20 protein-coding genes are annotated in these 18865 nt (G+C 71.5%); 7 read left to right on the forward strand and 13 right to left on the reverse strand.

Translation table 11 applies throughout. From position 1 onward, the window contains the following. Window positions 1–201: 201 nt before the first annotated feature. Window positions 202–981, reverse strand: coding sequence for a DeoR/GlpR family DNA-binding transcription regulator (locus tag ACWCXB_RS26670; RefSeq protein WP_450726194.1), 780 nt, complete (start codon window positions 979–981; stop codon window positions 202–204). A gap of 143 nt (window positions 982–1124) precedes the next feature. Between ACWCXB_RS26670 and ACWCXB_RS26675 the strand changes: the two genes are divergently transcribed. The 5 genes from ACWCXB_RS26675 (at window position 1125) to ACWCXB_RS26695 (ending at window position 6862) form a co-directional block, all read left to right on the forward strand. Continuing rightward, window positions 1125–2009, forward strand: a complete 885-nt coding sequence (locus ACWCXB_RS26675; RefSeq protein WP_450726195.1) for an SIS domain-containing protein — start codon at window positions 1125–1127, stop codon at window positions 2007–2009. A 3-nt stretch (window positions 2010–2012) separates the two neighbouring features. Further along, complete coding sequence (locus ACWCXB_RS26680; protein ID WP_450726196.1) at window positions 2013–2885, forward strand: class II fructose-bisphosphate aldolase; 873 nt, start codon at window positions 2013–2015, stop codon at window positions 2883–2885. An 81-nt stretch (window positions 2886–2966) separates the two neighbouring features. Further along, window positions 2967–4994: a GTP-binding protein gene (locus ACWCXB_RS26685; protein WP_450726234.1), complete on the forward strand. Its 2028-nt coding sequence runs from the start codon at window positions 2967–2969 to the stop codon at window positions 4992–4994. A gap of 41 nt (window positions 4995–5035) precedes the next feature. After that, window positions 5036–6274 carry a cytochrome P450 family protein gene (locus ACWCXB_RS26690; RefSeq protein WP_450726198.1) on the forward strand — a complete coding sequence of 413 codons (1239 nt, stop codon included), beginning with the start codon at window positions 5036–5038 and terminating at the stop codon, window positions 6272–6274. 141 nt (window positions 6275–6415) lie between these two features. Continuing rightward, window positions 6416–6862, forward strand: a complete 447-nt coding sequence (locus ACWCXB_RS26695; RefSeq protein WP_450726200.1) for an SRPBCC family protein — start codon at window positions 6416–6418, stop codon at window positions 6860–6862. Between the two features lie 94 nt (window positions 6863–6956). Here ACWCXB_RS26695 and ACWCXB_RS26700 read toward each other — a convergent pair whose 3' ends face one another. The 8 genes from ACWCXB_RS26700 to ACWCXB_RS26735 form a co-directional block, all read right to left on the reverse strand. Then, window positions 6957–7484 carry an SRPBCC family protein gene (locus ACWCXB_RS26700; protein WP_450726201.1) on the reverse strand — a complete coding sequence of 176 codons (528 nt, stop codon included), beginning with the start codon at window positions 7482–7484 and terminating at the stop codon, window positions 6957–6959. Beyond that, a complete protein-coding gene (locus tag ACWCXB_RS26705) occupies window positions 7481–7819 on the reverse strand; it encodes an ArsR/SmtB family transcription factor (protein WP_450726203.1) in 339 nt (112 codons plus the stop codon). The genes ACWCXB_RS26700 and ACWCXB_RS26705 overlap by 4 nt, the downstream gene beginning before the upstream one ends. 94 nt (window positions 7820–7913) lie before the next feature. Continuing rightward, window positions 7914–8327, reverse strand: coding sequence for a hypothetical protein (locus ACWCXB_RS26710; RefSeq protein WP_450726205.1), 414 nt, complete (start codon window positions 8325–8327; stop codon window positions 7914–7916). Between the two features lie 199 nt (window positions 8328–8526). Further along, entirely contained in the window at window positions 8527–9561 is a 1035-nt protein-coding gene (locus tag ACWCXB_RS26715) for a PHP domain-containing protein (protein ID WP_450726207.1), read from the reverse strand. 14 nt (window positions 9562–9575) lie between these two features. After that, window positions 9576–9944: a VOC family protein gene (locus tag ACWCXB_RS26720; RefSeq protein WP_450726209.1), complete on the reverse strand. Its 369-nt coding sequence runs from the start codon at window positions 9942–9944 to the stop codon at window positions 9576–9578. A gap of 60 nt (window positions 9945–10004) precedes the next feature. Further along, the gene (locus ACWCXB_RS26725) at window positions 10005–10688 is read right to left on the reverse strand and encodes a glycoside hydrolase family 75 protein (protein WP_450726210.1); all 684 of its coding nucleotides are present in this window, start codon (window positions 10686–10688) and stop codon (window positions 10005–10007) included. A 33-nt stretch (window positions 10689–10721) separates the two neighbouring features. Next, complete coding sequence (locus ACWCXB_RS26730; protein WP_450726212.1) at window positions 10722–11195, reverse strand: NUDIX domain-containing protein; 474 nt, start codon at window positions 11193–11195, stop codon at window positions 10722–10724. 70 nt (window positions 11196–11265) lie between these two features. Further along, entirely contained in the window at window positions 11266–12021 is a 756-nt protein-coding gene (locus ACWCXB_RS26735; protein ID WP_450726214.1) for a hypothetical protein, read from the reverse strand. Between the two features lie 241 nt (window positions 12022–12262). Between ACWCXB_RS26735 and ACWCXB_RS26740 the strand changes: the two genes are divergently transcribed. Then, a complete protein-coding gene (locus ACWCXB_RS26740) occupies window positions 12263–13678 on the forward strand; it encodes an NADP-dependent succinic semialdehyde dehydrogenase (RefSeq protein ID WP_450726216.1) in 1416 nt (471 codons plus the stop codon). A gap of 119 nt (window positions 13679–13797) precedes the next feature. Continuing rightward, a complete protein-coding gene (locus ACWCXB_RS26745; RefSeq protein WP_450726217.1) occupies window positions 13798–14694 on the forward strand; it encodes an ABC transporter substrate-binding protein in 897 nt (298 codons plus the stop codon). Between the two features lie 126 nt (window positions 14695–14820). Here the strand turns inward: ACWCXB_RS26745 and ACWCXB_RS26750 are convergent, their stop codons facing one another. The 4 genes from ACWCXB_RS26750 to ACWCXB_RS26765 form a co-directional block, all read right to left on the reverse strand. Next, window positions 14821–15972, reverse strand: a complete 1152-nt coding sequence (locus ACWCXB_RS26750; RefSeq protein WP_450726219.1) for a TetR/AcrR family transcriptional regulator — start codon at window positions 15970–15972, stop codon at window positions 14821–14823. Between the two features lie 169 nt (window positions 15973–16141). Next, complete coding sequence (locus ACWCXB_RS26755; RefSeq protein ID WP_450726221.1) at window positions 16142–17593, reverse strand: FAD-dependent oxidoreductase; 1452 nt, start codon at window positions 17591–17593, stop codon at window positions 16142–16144. A 31-nt stretch (window positions 17594–17624) separates the two neighbouring features. After that, entirely contained in the window at window positions 17625–17981 is a 357-nt protein-coding gene (locus ACWCXB_RS26760) for a hypothetical protein (RefSeq protein ID WP_450726223.1), read from the reverse strand. A 237-nt stretch (window positions 17982–18218) separates the two neighbouring features. Next, on the reverse strand, window positions 18219–18761 hold the full coding sequence (locus ACWCXB_RS26765; protein WP_450726225.1) for a PadR family transcriptional regulator: 543 nt from the start codon (window positions 18759–18761) through the stop codon (window positions 18219–18221). Window positions 18762–18865: the final 104 nt, after the last annotated feature.

Consider the following 18865-nt stretch of genomic DNA (forward strand, 5'->3'; position numbering starts at 1 on the left):
TATAGCCCGCTTCCGCCCGCCCCTGTCCGCCCCGGGCCGTCATGGCGCGGCACAGCGCACCGGAGCCTCGCCCGTCGCCCGTCGCCCGTCGCCCGTCGCCCGTCGCGCCCGTCGCCCGTCGCCCGTCGCTCCCGCCTCGGGCCGGCGTCGGGCTCGCGTCGCGCCTGCGTCAGGCGTTCGTCAGGCATTGGTGGGCCTCCGTCAGGCCCGGATCACGACGACTCCTGCCTCCTCGAAGCGCGCCGCCGTCTCGTCGGGCACGGCCGCATCCGTCACCAGCGTGTCCACCTGGTCCGTGCCGCAGATACGCGCGAAGGCGCGGGCCGCCAGCTTCGTGGAGTCGGCGGCGACCACGACCCGCTGCGCACGCTCGCACAGCAGCCGGTTGATCGCGGCCTCGTCCTCGTCGTGCGCCGCCGCACCGTGCACCACGTCGAAGGCGTCCACGCCCAGCACCGCGACATCCATGGTGATCTGGCTGAGCACCCCGTCGGCGAGCGGGCCGATCAGTTCGTACGACTGCGGGCGCGCCACCCCGCCCGTCACGACGATCTTGAACTGCGGCCGGATCGCCAGCTCATTGGCGATGTTGAGGGCGTTGGTGACGATCGTGAGCGCGGGGGAGCCCGTGGCCAGGTCGGGGCGCGCGGCCAGCGCCCTGGCGACCTCCGTGGTCGTGGTGCCGCCCGTGAAGCCGACCGCCTCGCCGGGAGCGATGAGCCCGGCGACCGCCGCGCTGATGCGCTGCTTCTCCGCCGCGCGCCGGGACGTCTTGTAGCGCAGGGGGAGTTCGTACGAGACCCCGTGCACGACCGCGCCCCCGCGCGTGCGTACCAGCATCTGCTGCTCGGCGAGCTGGTCGAAGTCGCGCCGGATCGTCGCGGCCGAGACGTTCAGCTCGGCCGCAGCCTCCTCGACGTCCAGCCGGCCCCGCTCGACCAGCAGTTCCAGCAGCGTCTTCCAGCGGGCGTCGCGGGACATCCACAGCTCCGTTCCTCGAATGATCCACGTGACCTTAGCGCACACCACTCTCCCCAATGCTTGAAGATGATTGAAAGCTCGCGCTATCTTGCAGAAATTCGCACGCGCCAGCGGGCGTCGCACTCGAAAGGTGGAGCAGGGGCATGAGCCATGTCGCGAACGAGCTGGCGAGCCAGCCGGAGTGTTGGGAGCGGGCCGCGGAACTGGCCGCGAGCCGGGCGGGGATACTCCCCGCGGCGGGCGAACGGGTGGCGTTCGTCGGCTGCGGGACCTCGCTGTTCATGAGCCAGGCGGCGGCCGCTCTGCGCGAAGGCGCGGGGCAGGGCGAGTCGGACGCGTTCGCCGCCTCCGAATTTCCCGAGGGCCGCCGGTACGACCGAGTGGTCGCCCTGACCCGCTCCGGCACCACCACCGAGGTGCTCGAACTCCTCGGCAGGCTGCGCGGACGGACCCGTACCACCGCCCTCACCGCCGACCCGGCGACGCCCGTGACGACGGCCGCCGACGATGTCGTCGTCCTCGACTTCGCCGACGAGAAGTCCGTGGTCCAGACGCGGTTCGCCACGTCGGCCCTCACCCTGCTGCGCGCACACGCCGGACTGCACACCGAAGCCGCGGTGGACGATGCGAGGGACGCGCTGGCCGAGCCCCTTCCCGACTGGCTGACCGGCTGCAAGCAGTTCACGTTCCTCGGCCGCGGCTGGACCGTCGGCCTCGCCAGCGAGGCCGCGCTCAAGGTGCGGGAGGCGTCGGCGTCCTGGGCCGAGGCGTACCCGGCGATGGAGTACCGCCACGGCCCGATCAGCGTCACCACCCGCGGCACGGCAACCTGGATGATCGGTGACGCCCCGTCGGGGCTGGCCGACGAGGTCCACGGCACGGGCGGCATGTGGGTGGCGGGCGGCCTCGACCCGCTGGCCGAGCTCGTACGGGCGCAGCGCCTCGCGGTCGCCCTGGCCGAGGCACGTGGCCTCGACCCGGACCGCCCGCGCCACCTGACCCGTTCCGTCATCCTCGCCGGAGCCTGACCGATGCCGCTCGCCGAGACCGGAGCGCTGGTCGCCGAGGCCGCCGCGGAGCGCCGCGCCGTGGCCGCGTTCAACATCATCACGCTGGAGCACGCCGAGGCCGTCGTCGCCGGGGCGGAGTCCGCGGGCTCCCCGGTCATCCTGCAGATCAGCGAGAACGCGGTGAAGTACCGCTACGGACGCGTCCTTCCGCTCGCCAGGGCAGCCGTCGAGGCGGCCCGCGAGGCCGCCGTACCCGTCGCACTGCACCTCGACCACGTCAAGAGTGGGGACCTGTTGCGGCAGGCCACCGACGCCGGGTTCAGCTCGGTGATGTACGACGCGTCGCACCTGTCGTACGAGGAGAATCTCGCCGCCACCCGTGCCGCGGCCGACTGGGCGCACGCCAACGGTCTCTGGATCGAGGCCGAGCTGGGCGAGGTCGGCGGCAAGAACGGCGCGGCGCCGCTGGACGCCCACGCGCCGGGGGCCCGTACCGACCCGGACGAGGCGCGGGTCTTCGTCGAGGCGGCCGGTGTGGACGCGCTGGCCGTCGCGATCGGCAGCTCCCATGCGATGACGTCCCGCACGGCGTCGCTCGACCACGAGTTGCTGGCCCGGCTGGCCGGGTCGCTCGACGTACCACTGGTGCTGCACGGATCGTCGGGCGTCCCGGACGCGGAACTGTCGGCCGCCGTTTCCGGCGGAATGGCGAAGGTCAACATCGGGACCGCGCTGAACGTCGCGATGACGGCGGCCATCCGCGCATACCTGGCCACCAACGTCGACGCGGTGGACTCCCGGAAGTATCTGTCGGTCGGCAGACGGGCGATGGCCGAGACGGTGACCGAACTGATCGGGGTGCTGCGGGGAGAGGCGGACCCGGCGACCCGGTGACCCAGGGGGAACCGATGGCCCGTGACGGGCAACCGGGTGACCCACGGCGGAAATTCGGTTGCCCGTCCCGCGGCGCCTCTGCTGCACTGCCGACGACAGCCGGGAGACGGCCACAGACCAAGGAGCGGGAACCTGGGAATTCTGGCGCATGTCGACGCCGGTAAGACGAGCCTGACCGAGCGGCTGCTGCACTCCGCCGGTGTCATCGACGAGATCGGCAGCGTCGATGACGGAAGTACGCAGACCGATTCCCTCGAGCTGGAACGGCAACGCGGCATCACGATCAAGTCCGCCGTCGTCTCCTTCGCCATCGACGACATCACGGTCAATCTCATCGACACACCCGGACACCCCGACTTCATCGCCGAGGTGGAGCGGGTGCTCAGCGTGCTGGACGGCGCCGTGCTGGTCGTGTCGGCAGTGGAGGGCGTGCAGGCGCAGACGCGGGTGCTGATGCGGACGCTGCGGCGGCTGCGCATTCCGACCCTCGTCTTCGTGAACAAGATCGACCGCGCCGGGGCGCGATACACGGATGTGCTGCGGAGCATGGCCGCGCGACTGGACCCGTCGATCGTCGCGATGGGAGCGGCCGACGGACTCGGCACCCCGAGCACCCGGTTCACGCCGTTCACCGGCGCCGACAGCGCGTTCACCGCCCGGCTGGCCGATGTGCTGGCCGACCACGACGACGCCTTCCTGGCCGCTTACGTGCACGACGAGTCGGCCGTCTCGTACCGCAGGCTCCGCGACAGGCTCGCGGACCAGACCCAACAGGCCCTGGTGCACCCGGTGTTCTTCGGCTCGGCCATGACGGGCGCGGGCGTGGAGGAACTGATCGACGGCATCAGGGAACTGCTGCCCGCGGCAGAGGGCGATGCGGAGGGTCCCGTGTCCGGCACGGCCTTCAAGGTCGAGCGGGGGCCGGCGGGTGAGAAGATCGCGTACGTGCGGATGTTCTCGGGTACGGTACGGACCCGGGACCGGCTGCGGCTCCGCGCCGGCGACGAGGGGAAGGTCACCGCGATCAGCGTCTTCGACCGCGGCTCGGCCGACCGTCGCGAGACGGTCGCGGCGGGACAGATCGGCAAGCTGTGGGGCCTCGGTGACATTCGCATCGGCGACCCCGTCGGCGTACCGCGTGCGGCGGACGCGGACCGTCGTCATTTCGCACCGCCGACACTGGAAACGGTGGTCGCGCCCTACCGCCCCTGCGACAAAGGCGCGTTGCACACCGCGCTCACCCAACTCGCCGAGCAGGACCCGCTGATCAACCTCCGGCAGGACGACATCCGCCAGGAAGCGTCCGTCTCGCTCTACGGCGAGGTGCAGAAGGAAGTCATCCAGGCGACGCTGGCCAACGATTTCGGCATCGACGTCACCTTCCGCGAAACGACGACCGTCTGCATCGAACGGCCCCTCGGTACCGGTGCGGCCGTCGAATTCAAGGAACAGAAACCGGCCAACCCCTTCCTCGCCACGGTCGGACTGCGTGTCGAGCCCGCGCAGGCCGGCGCCGGTGTGGAATTCCGGCTGGAGGTCGAGCTCGGATCGATGCCGTACTCCTTCATCAAAGCGGTGGAGGAATCCGTGCGGGAGACCCTGCAGCAGGGGATTTACGGATGGCAGGTCCCCGACTGCACGGTCACCATGACGCACTCGGGCTATTACGCGCGCCAGAGTCACGCTCATGCCGTCTTCGACAAGAGCATGTCCAGCACCGCCGGCGACTTCCGCGGCCTCACACCGCTGGTCCTGATGAGCGCGCTGCGCGAGGCCGGCACCAGCGTGCACGAACCGCTGCACCGCTTCCGGCTCGAGGTCCCCGCCGACACCCTCGGACCGGTCCTCTCAGCACTGGCCCGGCACCGTGCCGTCCCGCAGACCACGACGCTCCAAGGGGCGACGTACACGCTCGAGGGAGACGTTCCGGCGGGCCGGGTGCACGGGCTGGAGCAGCGGCTGCCGGGACTGACGCGCGGTGAGGCCGTGCTGGAGTGCGCCTTCGAGCGGTACGCACCGGTCAGCGATGCCCTTCCGGCCCGGCCGCGCACGGACCACAATCCGCTCGACCGCAAGGAATACCTGCTGCACGTCCTGCGGCGGGTGTAGCGCACGTCATCAGCACGCCGTTCCCCCGAGACAGGAGACCGATGTTGAACGCCTCACCCACCACCCCGCACCGGATGGACCCCGCCGGCGGCTGCCCGCACGCGGACAACGCACGGCTGCTCGCGCAGGGCGCCGTGACCCCGGTCGTCCTCCCCGGTGACGTGGCGGGCATGGCCGTACTCGGACACGACGCGCTCAGGGAGTTCCTCGCCCATCCCGACGTCGCCAAGAGCGCGGAGCACTTCACGGCGCTGCGCGAGGGACACATACCCGATGGCTGGCCCCTGATGACCTTCGCGACCGTGCAGGGCATGACGACGGCCGACGGCGCCGACCACCGGCGGCTGCGGGCGTTGGTGAGCAAGGCGTTCACCGCGCGCCGGGTGGAGGAGCTGCGGCCACGCGTCGAGACCGTGACCGCCGAACTGCTCGACGGCCTCGAAGCGGCCGCGGCCGCGGGCGGCGGAACCGCCGATCTGCGCCGGCACTTCGCCATGCCCCTGCCGATGGGCGTCATCTGCGAACTGCTCGGCGTGGACACCGAGTACGTGGACCGGCTGCACGGACTGTCGCACAAGGTCGTCGCCACCGACATCGGGCCACAGGAGGCGATGGCCGCCAACAAGGAGCTCGTCGAGGTGCTCGCCGCCGTCGCCGCCGCCCGCACGGCCGACCCGGGCGATGACCTGACCAGCGCGCTCATCGCGGCGCGCGAGGAGGACGGCGACCGGCTCAGCCGGTACGAGCTGCTCGGCACCCTGCTTCTGATGATCATCGCAGGGCACGAGACCACCCTGAACCTGATCACGAACGCCGTCCGTGCGCTGTGCGCCCACCGCGACCAGCTCGCCCTCGTGCAGGACCGGAAGGCGAGCTGGGCGGACGTCGTCGAGGAGACCCTGCGCTGGGACAGTCCGGTCAGCTACTTCCCGTTCCGCTATCCGACGAAGGACCTCACCCTCGACGGGACCGTCATTCCCCAGGGCACGCCGGTGCTCGCCGGATACTCGGCCGCCGGACGCGACAAGGCCGCACACGGCGCCGACGCGGACCGCTTCGACCTCACCCGCGGCTCCGCATCCCGCCATATCTCGCTCGGCCACGGACCGCACTACTGCCTGGGCGCACCGCTGGCCCGAATGGAGGCGACGATCGCCCTGGAGCGGCTGTTCACCCGCTTCCCCGAGCTGGACGTGGCCGTCCCCGAGGCGGAACTCCCGCGCCACTCCAGTTTCGTGGGCAACAGCGTGGAGAAGCTGCCGGTGCGGCTGCGTCCGTAAGGGCGCCATGACCCGGTCGCAGTACGCGGACGGGCGCCCGGCCCCGGGGCCTGTCTTCCGGATCTTGCCGGGCGCGCCGGCCCGGGGTCTGCGACCCTGAGGTCGTGCCGGGCCGCCGGCGCGGGTGAGCAAGGAGAGACGATGGCTGGACAGTTCGAGGCGACCGTCGTGATCGACCGCCCGGTCGAGGAGGTCTTCGCCTTCCTCGCCGACGGCGAGAACGATCCGAAGTTCAGCCCGAGGGTGCAGGAGATGGCGAAGACGACGCCCGGACCCACGGCCGCCGGGACCGTCTACCGGAGCAAGGTCAAGGACGCCGGGATGACGACGGACCGGGAGTTCCGGATCAGCGAGTTCGAGCCGCCGCGCAGGATCCGCTGGACCGAGAACTCGAAGAACATCGTGACGGTCCCCGAGGGCGGCTACGACCTGGAGGCCGTGGACGCCGGCCGGACCCGGTTGAGGGTGTTCAACACCCTGGAGGGCCACGGTCTGGGCAAGCTGCTCGTGGGGTTCGCCCTCAGCGCCGCGCGCAAGGACGCGGACGCCTTCGCCCACCGCATCAAGGCGGCCGTCGAGGCGTCCTGAGCCGGTCATCGGCGGACACAGCGTCAAGGCGGCCGTCGAGGCCTCCGGAGCCGGTCATCGGCGGGCGCCGGCCCCGACCCGCGGCCGCCGGTCCTCAGGCGTCCTGCTGCGGGGCACCCGGGATCTCGGCCCCCGAGGGCATGCCCTCCGCGACGTACGCGTCGTAGTACGGCTGCCACGGCTCGGCCGATTCGCTGTGGGGGCCCTCGGCCGGGGCCCCGGCCAGGTGCTTGTCCAGTTCGGCGAGGCAGACGCTCCAGCCCGCGGCGTTGCGGGCCGCGGTGTTCTCCGCCGCCAGGACATTGGTGAGCGTCAGCCGGCAGCCCGAGTCGCCCTCGGGCGCCAGTTCCAGGTGGATCTCGTCGCCTTCCCAGGTGAAGGCGAAGCGGTGCGGCGGTTCGAAGGCGAGCACCGTCCCCGTCGAGGCGTACATGTGGGGGTCGTCGGAGAACTCGATCTTCCCTCCGGCGTGCGGCTCCAGCCGGACCGTCGACGGGAACCAGTGGGCGAGCCCCTCCGGCTCGGAGACGGCGGCCCAGACCTGCTCGACCGGCCGGGGGTACGAGCGCTGGAACTGGACGGCCGGCCGGCCGTCGAAGGTGATGAAGGTTCCGCGGTTCATGGTGGCTCCTCTGTGCGTGCGCCGTCGCGGTCGCCCTCGTCGAGGTAGCGGCCGAGTGCGTCGAGTCGTTCGTTCCACAGACGCCGGTACGGCGCGAGCCAGGCGTCCAGCTCCGCGATCGGACCCGGCTCGATCGCGTAGATGCGCTGCTGCGCCTGCCTGGTCACCCGAACGAGCCCGGCCTCCCGCAGCACCCTCAGATGCTTCGACACATTCGGCTGGGACTGACCGAGCACCTCGACCAGCTCGCCGACCGCCCGGTCGCGGTCGCGCAGCAGATCGAGCACGGCCCGCCGGTGGGGGTCCACGAGGGCAGACCAGATGGCGTCTGTCATACGTCGAATATGCGCCAACGGTTATATGCCTGTCAAGGCATGTAAAGGCGCCACAAGCTTTCCTCCCATGCCCCGCCGCAGCAGCACGCCCAGGTCAGGCGCCCTTGGCCGACGGCGAGTCGAGGAGCAGCCGCAGCTGCTTCTCCCCGTCACCCGACACCGAGTGCTCCACCTCGACCGCGAAGCCCGAGGTGAGCGCCTTGGTCAGCCGGTCCACCGCCGGATACGACCCGGACAGCTCCGCCGCCACGGGCGCGCCGAGCTTGGTGGCGGCCACCGGTCCGGCCGTGTCGGCGGGCGACACGTCATAGGTGGCCATCCAGATCGTGGGGTGGCTGCCCCGGCCCAGCCGGTGCGGGTGCTCCTCGGCGTCCCGGTCGCAGGGGTACGCCGCGAGCAGCGCGCCGAAGACGGCGTCCGCATCCTCCGGTGCGCCGCTGAGCTGCACCGATACTTCCTCGCCGTGCTTGTCCGTCGCGGTCACGGTGATCCCCGTCCTCTCTCGCACTGGGGTCTCCCTCTCCAAGGTCCCACCTCCCGCCCCGCACAGCACGGGCAGAGCATCCTCCGGGTGGCGGCCACGCCCTGGGGTGCCCGCCCCGAGCCCCAAAGGCGGCCCCGCCCAGGGTGGGCGTTCAGCGCCACCAGGCGGCCCCGCCCAGGGTGGGCGTTCAGCGCCACCAGGCGGCCGAGCCCAGGGTGGCCGTTCAGCGCTCCGCCGGCGGCTCGCCGGTCCGCGTCCAGTTCAGCAGCTCGTCCGCGGACCACGTGTTGATCACCCGCGCGTCGGGCACCCCGCACTCCTCCGCCCGCGCGCAGCCGTTGATCTGCCAGTCCAGCTGCCCGGGAGCGTGGGCGTCCGTGTCGATCGCGAACAGAGCCCCCGCATCGACAGCCCGCCGTAGCAGCCGCCGCGGCGGATCCAGCCGCTCCGGACGGCTGTTGATCTCCACCGCCGTCCCGTACTCGGCACACGCCGCGAACACCTGCTCGGCGTCGAACTCCGACTCCGGCCTGCCCCGCCCCGTCAGCAACCGCCCGGTGCAGTGTCCCAGCACATCCACCAGCGGATTCGCGACCGCAGCGATCATGCGCCTGGTCATCGGCCGCGCCTCCATGCGGAGTTTGGAGTGCACCGACGCCACCACCAGATCCAGCCGGTCCAGGAGCTCCGGCTCCTGGTCCAGCGAGCCGTCCGGCAGGATGTCGCACTCGATCCCGGTCAGCAGCCGGAACGGCGCCCAGGTGCGGTTCAGTTCCCCCACGACGTCCAGCTGTTCCCGCAGCCGCTCCGCCGTCAGCCCGCGCGCGACCGTCAGCCGCGGCGAGTGATCGGTGAGCACGGCCCATTCGTGGCCGAGGGCAGCCGCGGCCCTGCCCATCGCCTCGATCGGGCTGCCGCCGTCCGACCAGTCGGAGTGCAGATGGCAGTCGCCGCGCAGCGCGGCGCGCAGCCGCGTCCCGGCATCGCCCGGGACGGGCTGCGCGCCCGACTCCTCCTCGAGCCGCCGCAGATACGCGGGCACCTCCCCGGCCAGGGCCTCCCGCACGACCTGTGCGGTCTTGGGCCCGAGACCCCGCACCGCCTCCAGCGAGCCGGACGCGGCGCGCTCGCGGACCTCGTCCTCACCGAGTGCGGTGACCGCCGCCGACGCCGTACGGAAGGCCCGTACCCGGTACGTCGGAGCGCCGGAACGCTCCAGCAGGAACGCGATCCGGTCGAGAGCCTCCACGGGGTCCATGGCCGGGTTGCCGGCTACATCTGGAGCACGGACAGAATGTTGCCCGCCGGATCCTTGAACCAGGCGATCGCCGGGCCCTCGCCCCGGTTGATGCCCTTCTCGTCCTGCTGGAAGCCCTCGTAGCGCTCGAACGTCACACCGCGCGCGACGAGTTCGCCGACGGCCTTGTCGACGTCGTCCACCGGGAAGTTGAGGATGGTGAACGTCGCGGGCGTGTGCTGTTCCTTCGGGTACACGAGCACGTTCGTGTCCCCGGCGAGGTGCAGGGTGAGCAGTCCGTTCTCCTCGGAGACGCGCAGGCCGAGCGTGCCGCCGTAGAACTGCTTCGCCTTCTCGATGTCGTCGACCGAGAAGCCGCTGAAGGCCTTGCTCTCACCCAGCATGGTCCATCCCTTCGTCGTCGCAGCGAATCCGTACTCTCATCGTCATCGGGGTGCCGGTCATCAGCGACCGACGAACTCGCGCGCCAACTGGTTACCCAGCGTGACAGCCGACCCGTGGGACTCGATCGGTGAGACGCGCGAATCGCGGAACACGATGTACGTGACACCGGAGTTGACGCCGCCGGTCTGCGGATCGGGATCTATGCCCAGCGCGTCGGCCGTGGCCCACGAGGCCTCGCCGATGATGTTGCTCGGTCCGACGTCCCCGACCACCGCGTACACCACCCTGCCGCGGTAGATGACGGCCGCGACGCTGCCGCCGCGTATGCCGGAGTCGCTGTAGTCCCAGCGCGAGCTGGCGCCAGGGACGACGATGAAGGGCACATGCTCGGAGCTGAGAGGATCTCCCTCGGAGTCCGAGTACGCGGTCTCGGACTGGAAGTACGGGTCCACGTCGCTGTTGCACTCCCTCGTGGGCCACCCGTCGCAATCGATGTCCATGTCCGCTTCCCAGAACACGGCATCGCTCGTGCCGCACACCGGGACGTCGGCGGGTTCGTCCTCGTCTATTCGGTACCGGCCGTCCGATATTCGGTCGCAGTTCCTGACCTCGGCCAGTAGGTCCGCCGCGCTCACCGAACCCTCGTAGTACGTACGGGTGGAGGCGGAGGCGGTTGCGGGGAGAACGGTGGCGGCCAGCACTGCCGCGCAGGCGGTGGCGACCGCCTTGGAACTTTGGGGCACGGGGGATTTCCTTCGGTTCGGGCGCGGCCGCTGTCAGCGGCCGTCGCGTATGTGGTGGCCGAGGCGGTCCAGAAAGATCCGCTGGCCCGGGACGAGCAGCTGCGCCGCCCGCTCCAGGGAGAACCAGCCGACCCGGTCGACCTCCGGGAACTCGCTCAGCACGCCGGACCGCGGCGGCCACTCCATGGTGAAAGTGCCTGGTACCACCCGGTCCGGGTCGAGATCGCCCTCGACCGCCCAGATGGTGACGACCTTGCCGCCGGGCTGGCGGCTCTCGCCGAGCGATACGGGGTCCCCGTCGGGCACGGGCAGTCCGAGCTCCTCCTCGAACTCCCGGCGCGCGGCGGCCTCCGGCTCCTCATCGGGGCCGTACTCGCCCTTGGGGATCGACCACGCGCCCGCGTCACGGGCCGCCCAGAAAGGACCGCCCATGTGCCCGATCAGGACCTCGACGCCAGGGCCGTCGACCCGGAAGAGAAGGAGACCAGCGCTCTGCTTGCCCGACATGGCGTCGAGTCTGCTGCCGGCTTCACGCCGCCGCCATCGCTCCCGAAGGGCCGAGGCAGGCGGGACCGGCTCAGTTCTCCGGCTCCGGCAGCCGGGAAATGTCGACGGACTTGTCCGCCGGGGGAGTGGCGGACGGAACCGGCTCGTTGTACGCGGAAAGGGTGATGCTCGCCCTGGCCGACCCCGCCGTCGTCTCCAGCTTCACGGGATAGGGCTTGCCCTCGGTGGCGACGTACATCGTCGTCGTCCGCCCCGCCCGCTTCCCGGTCACGGCGATGACGTCGACGCCGTCGACCTTCGTCCTCCCGCCCTTGGTGAGCGGGACCTTCGTGTCCGGGGAGTCGGCGATCGAGTCCAGGAGACGGCCGAGGTCACACACGTCGGCCATGCTTCTGAGCATGCTGTCGTTCGTGCTTCCGCGCAGATAGCGGCCCTTGAAGAGCTCCGCGGCCTGCTGACCTGACCCGGGAACCTGGCTCTTCCAGAAGAGCTCGTCCGGTTTCATCCACACCGTGTCGCCGCGCTTGATGATCTCGACGGACCCCTTCGCGCCCGTGCTGACCGTTCCGGCGCAGTTCCCGTCGCGGTCCATCGTGAGATCGAGCTTGCTCACCGAGCCCGCAGGGTGAAGATCGCCCTCGGTGCTGACGTGCACCGACGTGGCGCTCAGCATGGCCTTCTTCGCCCGGTCGGAGATCTGCTGGGCGCTGAGGGAGTCGATGTCGTCGTCCGCGAGGGCCGGGCCGGCGCCCGCCAGAGCCACCGCGGCCACGGCCGCCACCAATGCCCCTACAGGCGTTCGCGCGGTCGGGCGATGTCCGGTCACGCCGTTCGCCTCCCTGGCGTGTGACTGGCGTGTGATCCGTACCTGACGAGCGTACGTCGGCGGGCTGCGCCACGCCCATTCGGGGGAAGCGACCGCACATGCCCGGCGACGGACGCCACGTCCGCCACATCCGGATTGCTTCCGGCGAGGGATGCCGGGCCGGATGCGCGGGCCCGCCGCGTTGCGTCGCCGCCCGGGGCGCGGCAGGGTCGTAGATGCGAGTCCGAAGGAGGACACAGCCATGCCCATCGCCACGGTGAATCCCGCGACCGGCGAGACGCTCAAGACCTTCGAAGCACTCGGGCCCGAGGCGATCGAGAGCCGCCTGGCCGCCGCCCACGAGGCGTTCCGGCAGTACCGCACCACCGGATTCGGTGAACGCGCGCTGCTGCTCAAGAAGGCCGCCGGACTCCTGGAGGAGGACCAGGAGGACATCGCGCGCACCATGACCACCGAGATGGGGAAACCGATCACGGCTGCGCGGGCCGAGGCGGCCAAGTGCGTCAAGGCCATGCGCTGGTACGCCGACCATGCCGAGGAACTCCTCGCCGACGAGCCCGTCGCTGATGCCGATGTGAAGGACTCGGGCGCCGCCGTGGCCCACGTCCACTACCGGCCGCTCGGTGTCGTTCTGGCCGTGATGCCGTGGAACTTTCCCCTCTGGCAGGTCGTACGGTTCGCCGCGCCCGCGCTCATGGCGGGCAACACCGGGCTGCTCAAGCACGCGTCGAACGTCCCGCAGACCGCCCTCTACCTGGGTGATCTCTTCCACCGGGCGGGCTACCCCGACGGCTGCTTCCAGACCCTGCTGATCGGCTCCGCGGCGGTCGAGGGCGTCCTGCGCGACCCACGGGTCGCCGCCGCGACCCTCACCGGCAGCGAACCCGCCGGGCGGTCGGTCGCGTCCGTGGCCGGTGACGAGGTGAAGAAGACCGTCCTGGAGCTCGGCGGCAGCGACCCGTACGTGGTGATGCCGTCCGCCGACGTCGACAAGGCCGCCAGAACCGCGGTCACCGCGCGCGTCCAGAACAACGGCCAGTCCTGCATCGCGGCCAAGCGCTTCATCGTCCACGAGGACGTGTACGACACGTTCGTCGAGCGGTTCACCGCGCGTATGGAAGGGCTCACGGTGGGGGACCCCCTGGACGAGTCCACCGACGTCGGCCCCCTCGCCAGTGAGCAGGGGCGCACCGATCTCGAGGAGCTCGTCGACGACGCCCTGCGCCTCGGTGCGCACGCGCTGTGCGGGGCCGGCCGGCCCGGGGACCAGCCGCACGGCTGGTTCTACCTTCCGACCGTCCTCACCTGGATCACCCCCGAGATGCGGATCCACCAGGAGGAGACCTTCGGGCCGGTGGCCACCGTGTACCGGGTCACGGACCTGGACGAGGCGGTGCAGGTCGCCAACGACTCGCCCTTCGGGCTGAGTTCGAACGTGTGGACCCGCGAGGAGAACGAAGTCGCCCGATTCGTACGCGATCTGGAGGCGGGCGGCGTGTTCGTCAACGGGATGACGGCATCGCATCCCGCCATGCCGTTCGGCGGCGTGAAGCGCTCCGGGTACGGGCGCGAGCTGTCCGGCCACGGCATCAAGGAGTTCTGCAACACCACGACCGTCTGGCGGGGCACCGCGCCCGAGCCCGCCGGGGCCCGCTGACCCGGAGCCGTCCCCGGACCCGCCCCGCGCGGCGACCGGTCCGTCGTTCCAGCCGCCCGATCCGTGGGCAGGAAACCCCTCGCATGCACCAGTGGGCGAGGGGCAGGAGCGCACGGATCATGGAGCGGCAGACGGACTGGCAGTTTCTCGACGACCGCGGCCACTTGGCGACGGCGGACCGGCGGCCCCGCAGGGCCGTCACGTACATACAGGCCGGGGCGACCCTCTGGGACCACGGCATACGACCCGCCGGACTGTTCGGGTCGAACCACGACGGCGACGGGCCCGACCCGGTGAAGGCGGGCGGATTACCGCTCGACGACATCGCATATCTCGGCTCCGGCACCGCGCTCGACGCCGACGCGTTGCTCCGCGGCGACCCCGATCTCGTCGTCGCCGTCACCTACGGCGGCGCGCAGGTGTACGGGCTCGACCCCGACGCGGCCAAGCATGTCGAGGAGCGCGTGCCCCTGGTGGTCCTCGACGTCGGCCAGAGCCAGTCGCTCGCCTCCGTCCGTGCCCGCTTCGCCGAACTCGCCCGCGCGCTGGGGGCCGACGGGGAACTCGCCATGGCCGGCCCGCTCGCCCGGGCCGAGGCCCGCCTGCGCGACCTGGCGGCCGCCGGAGCACCCGACGCGCGTCCGGTGCTGCTCGCGGTCTCGCCCGCCTCCGCGGACAGCGGGTATCTCGCGAAGCCGTACTCCTGGCCGGACCTGCGGGAGCTCGCGGGCTTCGGCCTCGATCTGGTGGACCCGCAGGGCGGCCCGAGCACCAACTGGTTCACGGCCGAATGGTCCGACGTCGCCGGACTCGCTCCCCAGGTCCTCCTCGTGGACGTACGCGCCAATGCCTACCCGCTCGACTCCCTGCGCACCGAAGCGGCATGGCGGTCCGCCGCGTCCGGTGCCCGTGTCGTCCCCTGGAACCCGGAGGCCCCGTGCAGCGCGGGCTCGCACACGCGCTTCTACAACCAGGTCGCGGACGCGGTCGAGGCGGCACGGCAGGCGCGTCCCTGACGGCGCCACCGTCGAGAGTCCGACATGATCGCGGCCCATGGACCAGCCGGCACTCTCGATCGGACCCTCACGCGCCACGGCCCAGCGGTCTTGTACGACGTGGGGGCATGACCCGTCGGACAGGGCCTAACCGTTGCGCTGTGCCGACGGGGACGCCGACGGCGGCGTTTCGTGCGCGTCGGGTCGTACGGCGTCACCGGCTGTCGCCGCCGCATGGCACGCGCCCCGGCCCTCCGCCCGCGCGATGATCCGGCCCCCTGCGACGCGCACCGCGGTCTCGGTCGTGTCGCTGACGGACGGGACGCCGGCCGCCGCGGCCACGGTGCCGGACGGGTCGTGGACGACCTGGAGGCGAGGCCAGGCCGGGCGGGGGAAGGACTGGCGGAGGCAGGCGGACAGTCCGGCGACGGTAAGACGGGCGAGGGGGGAGAGTTCGTCCGCGGCGGCGGTGACCAGGACCGCGGTGACAGGGGTGCCGGACGGGGCCGCGCGGAGGGCCTCTTCGGCGGCCTCGAGGCGGTGCAGTCCGAGCACGGCGATCACGCCGTCGTCGGTGAGGCGCGCCGGCTCGCCCGTGACGGCGTCCGTTGCGGCGGGCGGGGACCACCGCTCTTCGGCGAGGCGGGCCCGCGCGAACCATTCCGTGGGCGCCCACCAGGCGTCACCGAGATCGAGGGCGGCCAACTGCTCGCAGACTCCTACGACGTTGAAGGGTTCGACGAAGCCGGGCGCCGCGGCCGAGAGCTGACCCGCACCGTGCAGGGTGGTGAGTACGGCCTCGGCCACCCGCACCCGCCGGCCCGCCGGCGCACCGGAAGGCGGCAGTTGCTCCAGGGCGAGCCCGAGCAGGATCGCGTCCAGCTTCATCAACTGTGCGTACGGCTCGCGAAGCCGCTCGTCGGCCAGCACTTCGGGCAACAGCTCCGTGCCGAGCCGCGCCATGCCGTGCGGCTCGTCGGCGGCGGCGCCGCCGCCGGCGAGTGGTAGCCGGGCCGTCCAAGCGCGGGCGAACGTACCGAGCGCCTCTCGGGCGGTACGCACCGACGGCGGCGGAGTCGTACCGGGCGCGCCCTCGGCGAGGTCGGCCAGCACCGAGAAGTACAGGGCCCGCTTGCCCGGGAAGTTGGAGTAGACGGCGCCTCGCGTGAGCTCGGCCCGTTCGGCGATGGCGTCGACCTTGGCCTCACGGAAGCCGCGCTCGGCGAACTCGTCCGCCGCGGCGGCCAGCACCTTCGCGCGGTTGCGCTTCTGCAGCTCCGCCCTGCTGAGCCGGGCCATGGTCCTCCTCGACGCGACTCGATCCCGCCTCAAGGTACCGTGGCCATTCGGATGACCGCATCATGTGTCGGCTCGGGACGTGTCCACCGACTCGGGAGGCGGAGCGACCGCGACGACGGTCGTGACCGTGACCGTGACCGTTCCTGGGACCGCGGCCGCTCCGGCGCCGTCAGTCCCCGCGTGGCGTCGGCCCGGCCGCCGACCCGCGCGTCATCGGGGGCTCATCGGGCGTCTCCGCGACCGGGCGGAGGAGTACGGCCCGCGCCACCTTCGGCGCGAAGAGCGACGTGAGTGGCGAGGTCAGCGTCAGTACGGAGCGGAACGCGGGGCCCACGACCGGGTCGGTGGGGTAGCGCTCCTGGACGCGGCTCAGGTACCAGCCGGCGGGCCGGTCCAGGGGCCGGGTGGCGAGTGCGTTCCCGATGGCCCCCGGCATCTTCTTGTCCGAGCCCGACGAGATGTCCCAGGCCTGGCGCGACGCCTCGAACAGTGCCTGCTGGACCCGGCGCGTCGTGGGTGTACGGCGTGGATCGGCCAGCGTGTCGCGCAGCGCCACGGCGCTCATCGCGGCGACGGCCATGCCCTGCCCGTAGATCGGGTTGAACGTGCACAGCGCGTCGCCGGTCGCGAGGAACCCCGCGGGGCGACGGCCCGGACGGTCGTACCGGCGGCGGAGGTTCGAGGCCGACCGGTGGCCGAAGGGCGGAGACAGCGGTTCCGCCTCGAGCAGCCACTCATGGATGAAGGGGTGCGGCAGGCGGGCCGCGAACGCGGTGAACCCCTCCTCGTCCGTGGGCGGTTCCTGGCCGCGCACCCCTGACAGGACCGCCAGATAGTTGCCGTCCTCCAGGGGCAGCACTCCGCCGCCGTACACCTGTGAGGGGTTCGGGATGACGTAGTAGCCGAGCGCGTGGGTGCCGAGGTTGTCGCCTTTGTTGCGGTAGACCCGGGAGGCGTAGGCGAGGCCGGTGTCGATGGTCTCCTCCTCCGGGGCCTCGGCGCCGATCGCGCTGAGCCACTGCGCGGCACGCGAGCCGCGCCCGGACGCGTCCACGACCAAGTCGGCGTCGAGGGTGGGCGGTTGCTCGCGGGACGACGACTTCGCCGTCCCGCCCCGCTCGCGCAGCAGCACCCCCCGTACGCGGGAGGCGTCACCGGCCAGTCCGACGGCCTCCGTCGAAGTGACGGTCGTGATCACGGGGTTGGCCAGCACCCGCTGCCGCACCAGATGCTCGATCTGGGCGCGTGAGCCGGTGTAGATGTACGTCGTCGGGTCCGTGCGGGGAAACCAGCGGCCCGTCTGCCACTGCACCATGTCGGACGGCATCCCCACCGGGGGTGCGCCTGCCGCCCTCAACTCGGCCATGAATCCCGGCAGCAGGGAGTCCAGAGCGCGCTGGCCGCCCTCCAGCAGCACATGGGCGTGGCGGCCCTGAGGGACGCCGGAGCGCGGTTCCGGGCCCCGGGGGAAGCGGTCGCGCTCGACGACCGTCACCTTGTCGGCGTGCTCGGCGAGGACATGGGCCGCAAGGAGTCCCGCGAGGCTTCCCCCGATGACGACGGCATGGCGCCCGTCCGCGCCGCCCCGCTGCCAACTGCCTGTCCTTTGCGCATGGTTCACGATGTCCGCCCCTCGTGGTCAGCGAGTCGATCTAGGACTGACCAGTATCCCCGGCCCGCGCGGGCAGATCACGGGCGCCGAGCCGTAGATGCTCGGTGTGGTAGACGGCTTCGTCCAGGAGCTGGGCGACGTGATTGTCGTAGAGGCTGTACTCGATCCGGCGGGGGAGCGGGTGCTGGTCGTCGGCGACGGCGTCGACGACGCACCCGCGCCGGCCGCGGCGCACTGCTCGGTCGCGATGGGCCGCGCCGGCTCGGACCTCGCTCTGCAGACCGCCGACGCCGTTGTCGTACGCGACGAACTGCCACCCTCCCCGCCGTGGTGGCCCTGTCGCGACGTGCCCGTCGCGCCTGCGGCGGGCCCCGCGGCGGAGCCGCATATCGGACACCGCCCCATCCCGCCCCGGGGCTGCGCCCCAGACCCCGTTCGGGGATTTCACTCCCGACCCCCCGCGCCTCAACCGCCGGCGGGGCTCAACGTGAGCCTGTCCGGCGTTTGAGGACGGATACCCGGGTCCACCGCGGTACCGGATCGCTCCGAGCTCGTCCGGCGTTCGAGGGCGGACATGCGGGCCGCCCGGACGGTACCGGTCACGTCCCACGGGTGTCCGAGGCGAAGCCCCGGTTCAGTCCGCCTCGGGCCGGACGAGTTCCGCCAACGCGTGTGTCAGCCACTCGATCCAGAACCGCTCCAGTTCGATCCCGCCCCGCAGCACGACATGCCGCAGCCTGTCCTCGACCGAGTCCCGATCCGGCGGGAAGTGCCGCTTCTCGATGTCAAGGTACTCGGCCAACTGTCGCTCGTGCAGGGCGAGATGACGGCGCAGCTCGGCCTCCAGGCCCTCCGTCCCGACCATGGCCGCCGCCCGCATCCGCAGCAGCAGCGCGTCCCGGATCGGCTTCGGGTCCTCGGTCCTGGCCACCCATGTGGTCAACTCCGCGCGGCCCGCGGGCAGAACCTCGTACTCCTTCCTCTGGCCGCGCGTGGGCTGCGGGGCAGGCAGGGCACGGATGTGCCCCGCCTCCTCCAGCTTCCCCAGCTCCCGGTAGATCTGCTGATGCGTGGCCGACCAGAAGTAGCCGATCGACCGGTCGAAGCGGCGGGTCAGCTCCAGCCCCGACGACGGCTTCTCGAGGAGGGCGGTGAGGATCGCGTGCGGGAGTGACATGACCGCATCCTAGTGTCATGCGCCTGAAATCCGGAGCGTTATTTCTTCCTGGTTGTGTCGGTGGTGGACCTGATCTTGGTGAGGTAGTCGGCGAGGGAGTTGAG

The organism is Streptomyces sp. NPDC001514 (assembly GCF_053597075.1).

Coding starts and splice junctions, on each gene's coding strand:
- ACWCXB_RS26670 (WP_450726194.1), bottom strand. CDS start 981: ATGTCCCGCGACGCCCGCTGGAAGACGCTGCTGGAACTGCTGGTCGAG.
- ACWCXB_RS26675 (WP_450726195.1), top strand. CDS start 1,125: ATGAGCCATGTCGCGAACGAGCTGGCGAGCCAGCCGGAGTGTTGGGAG.
- ACWCXB_RS26680 (WP_450726196.1), top strand. CDS start 2,013: ATGCCGCTCGCCGAGACCGGAGCGCTGGTCGCCGAGGCCGCCGCGGAG.
- ACWCXB_RS26690 (WP_450726198.1), top strand. CDS start 5,036: ATGTTGAACGCCTCACCCACCACCCCGCACCGGATGGACCCCGCCGGC.
- ACWCXB_RS26695 (WP_450726200.1), top strand. CDS start 6,416: ATGGCTGGACAGTTCGAGGCGACCGTCGTGATCGACCGCCCGGTCGAG.
- ACWCXB_RS26700 (WP_450726201.1), bottom strand. CDS start 7,484: ATGAACCGCGGAACCTTCATCACCTTCGACGGCCGGCCGGCCGTCCAG.
- ACWCXB_RS26705 (WP_450726203.1), bottom strand. CDS start 7,819: ATGACAGACGCCATCTGGTCTGCCCTCGTGGACCCCCACCGGCGGGCC.
- ACWCXB_RS26715 (WP_450726207.1), bottom strand. CDS start 9,561: ATGGACCCCGTGGAGGCTCTCGACCGGATCGCGTTCCTGCTGGAGCGT.
- ACWCXB_RS26720 (WP_450726209.1), bottom strand. CDS start 9,944: ATGCTGGGTGAGAGCAAGGCCTTCAGCGGCTTCTCGGTCGACGACATC.
- ACWCXB_RS26730 (WP_450726212.1), bottom strand. CDS start 11,195: ATGTCGGGCAAGCAGAGCGCTGGTCTCCTTCTCTTCCGGGTCGACGGC.
- ACWCXB_RS26740 (WP_450726216.1), top strand. CDS start 12,263: ATGCCCATCGCCACGGTGAATCCCGCGACCGGCGAGACGCTCAAGACC.
- ACWCXB_RS26745 (WP_450726217.1), top strand. CDS start 13,798: ATGGAGCGGCAGACGGACTGGCAGTTTCTCGACGACCGCGGCCACTTG.
- ACWCXB_RS26750 (WP_450726219.1), bottom strand. CDS start 15,972: ATGGCCCGGCTCAGCAGGGCGGAGCTGCAGAAGCGCAACCGCGCGAAG.
- ACWCXB_RS26765 (WP_450726225.1), bottom strand. CDS start 18,761: ATGTCACTCCCGCACGCGATCCTCACCGCCCTCCTCGAGAAGCCGTCG.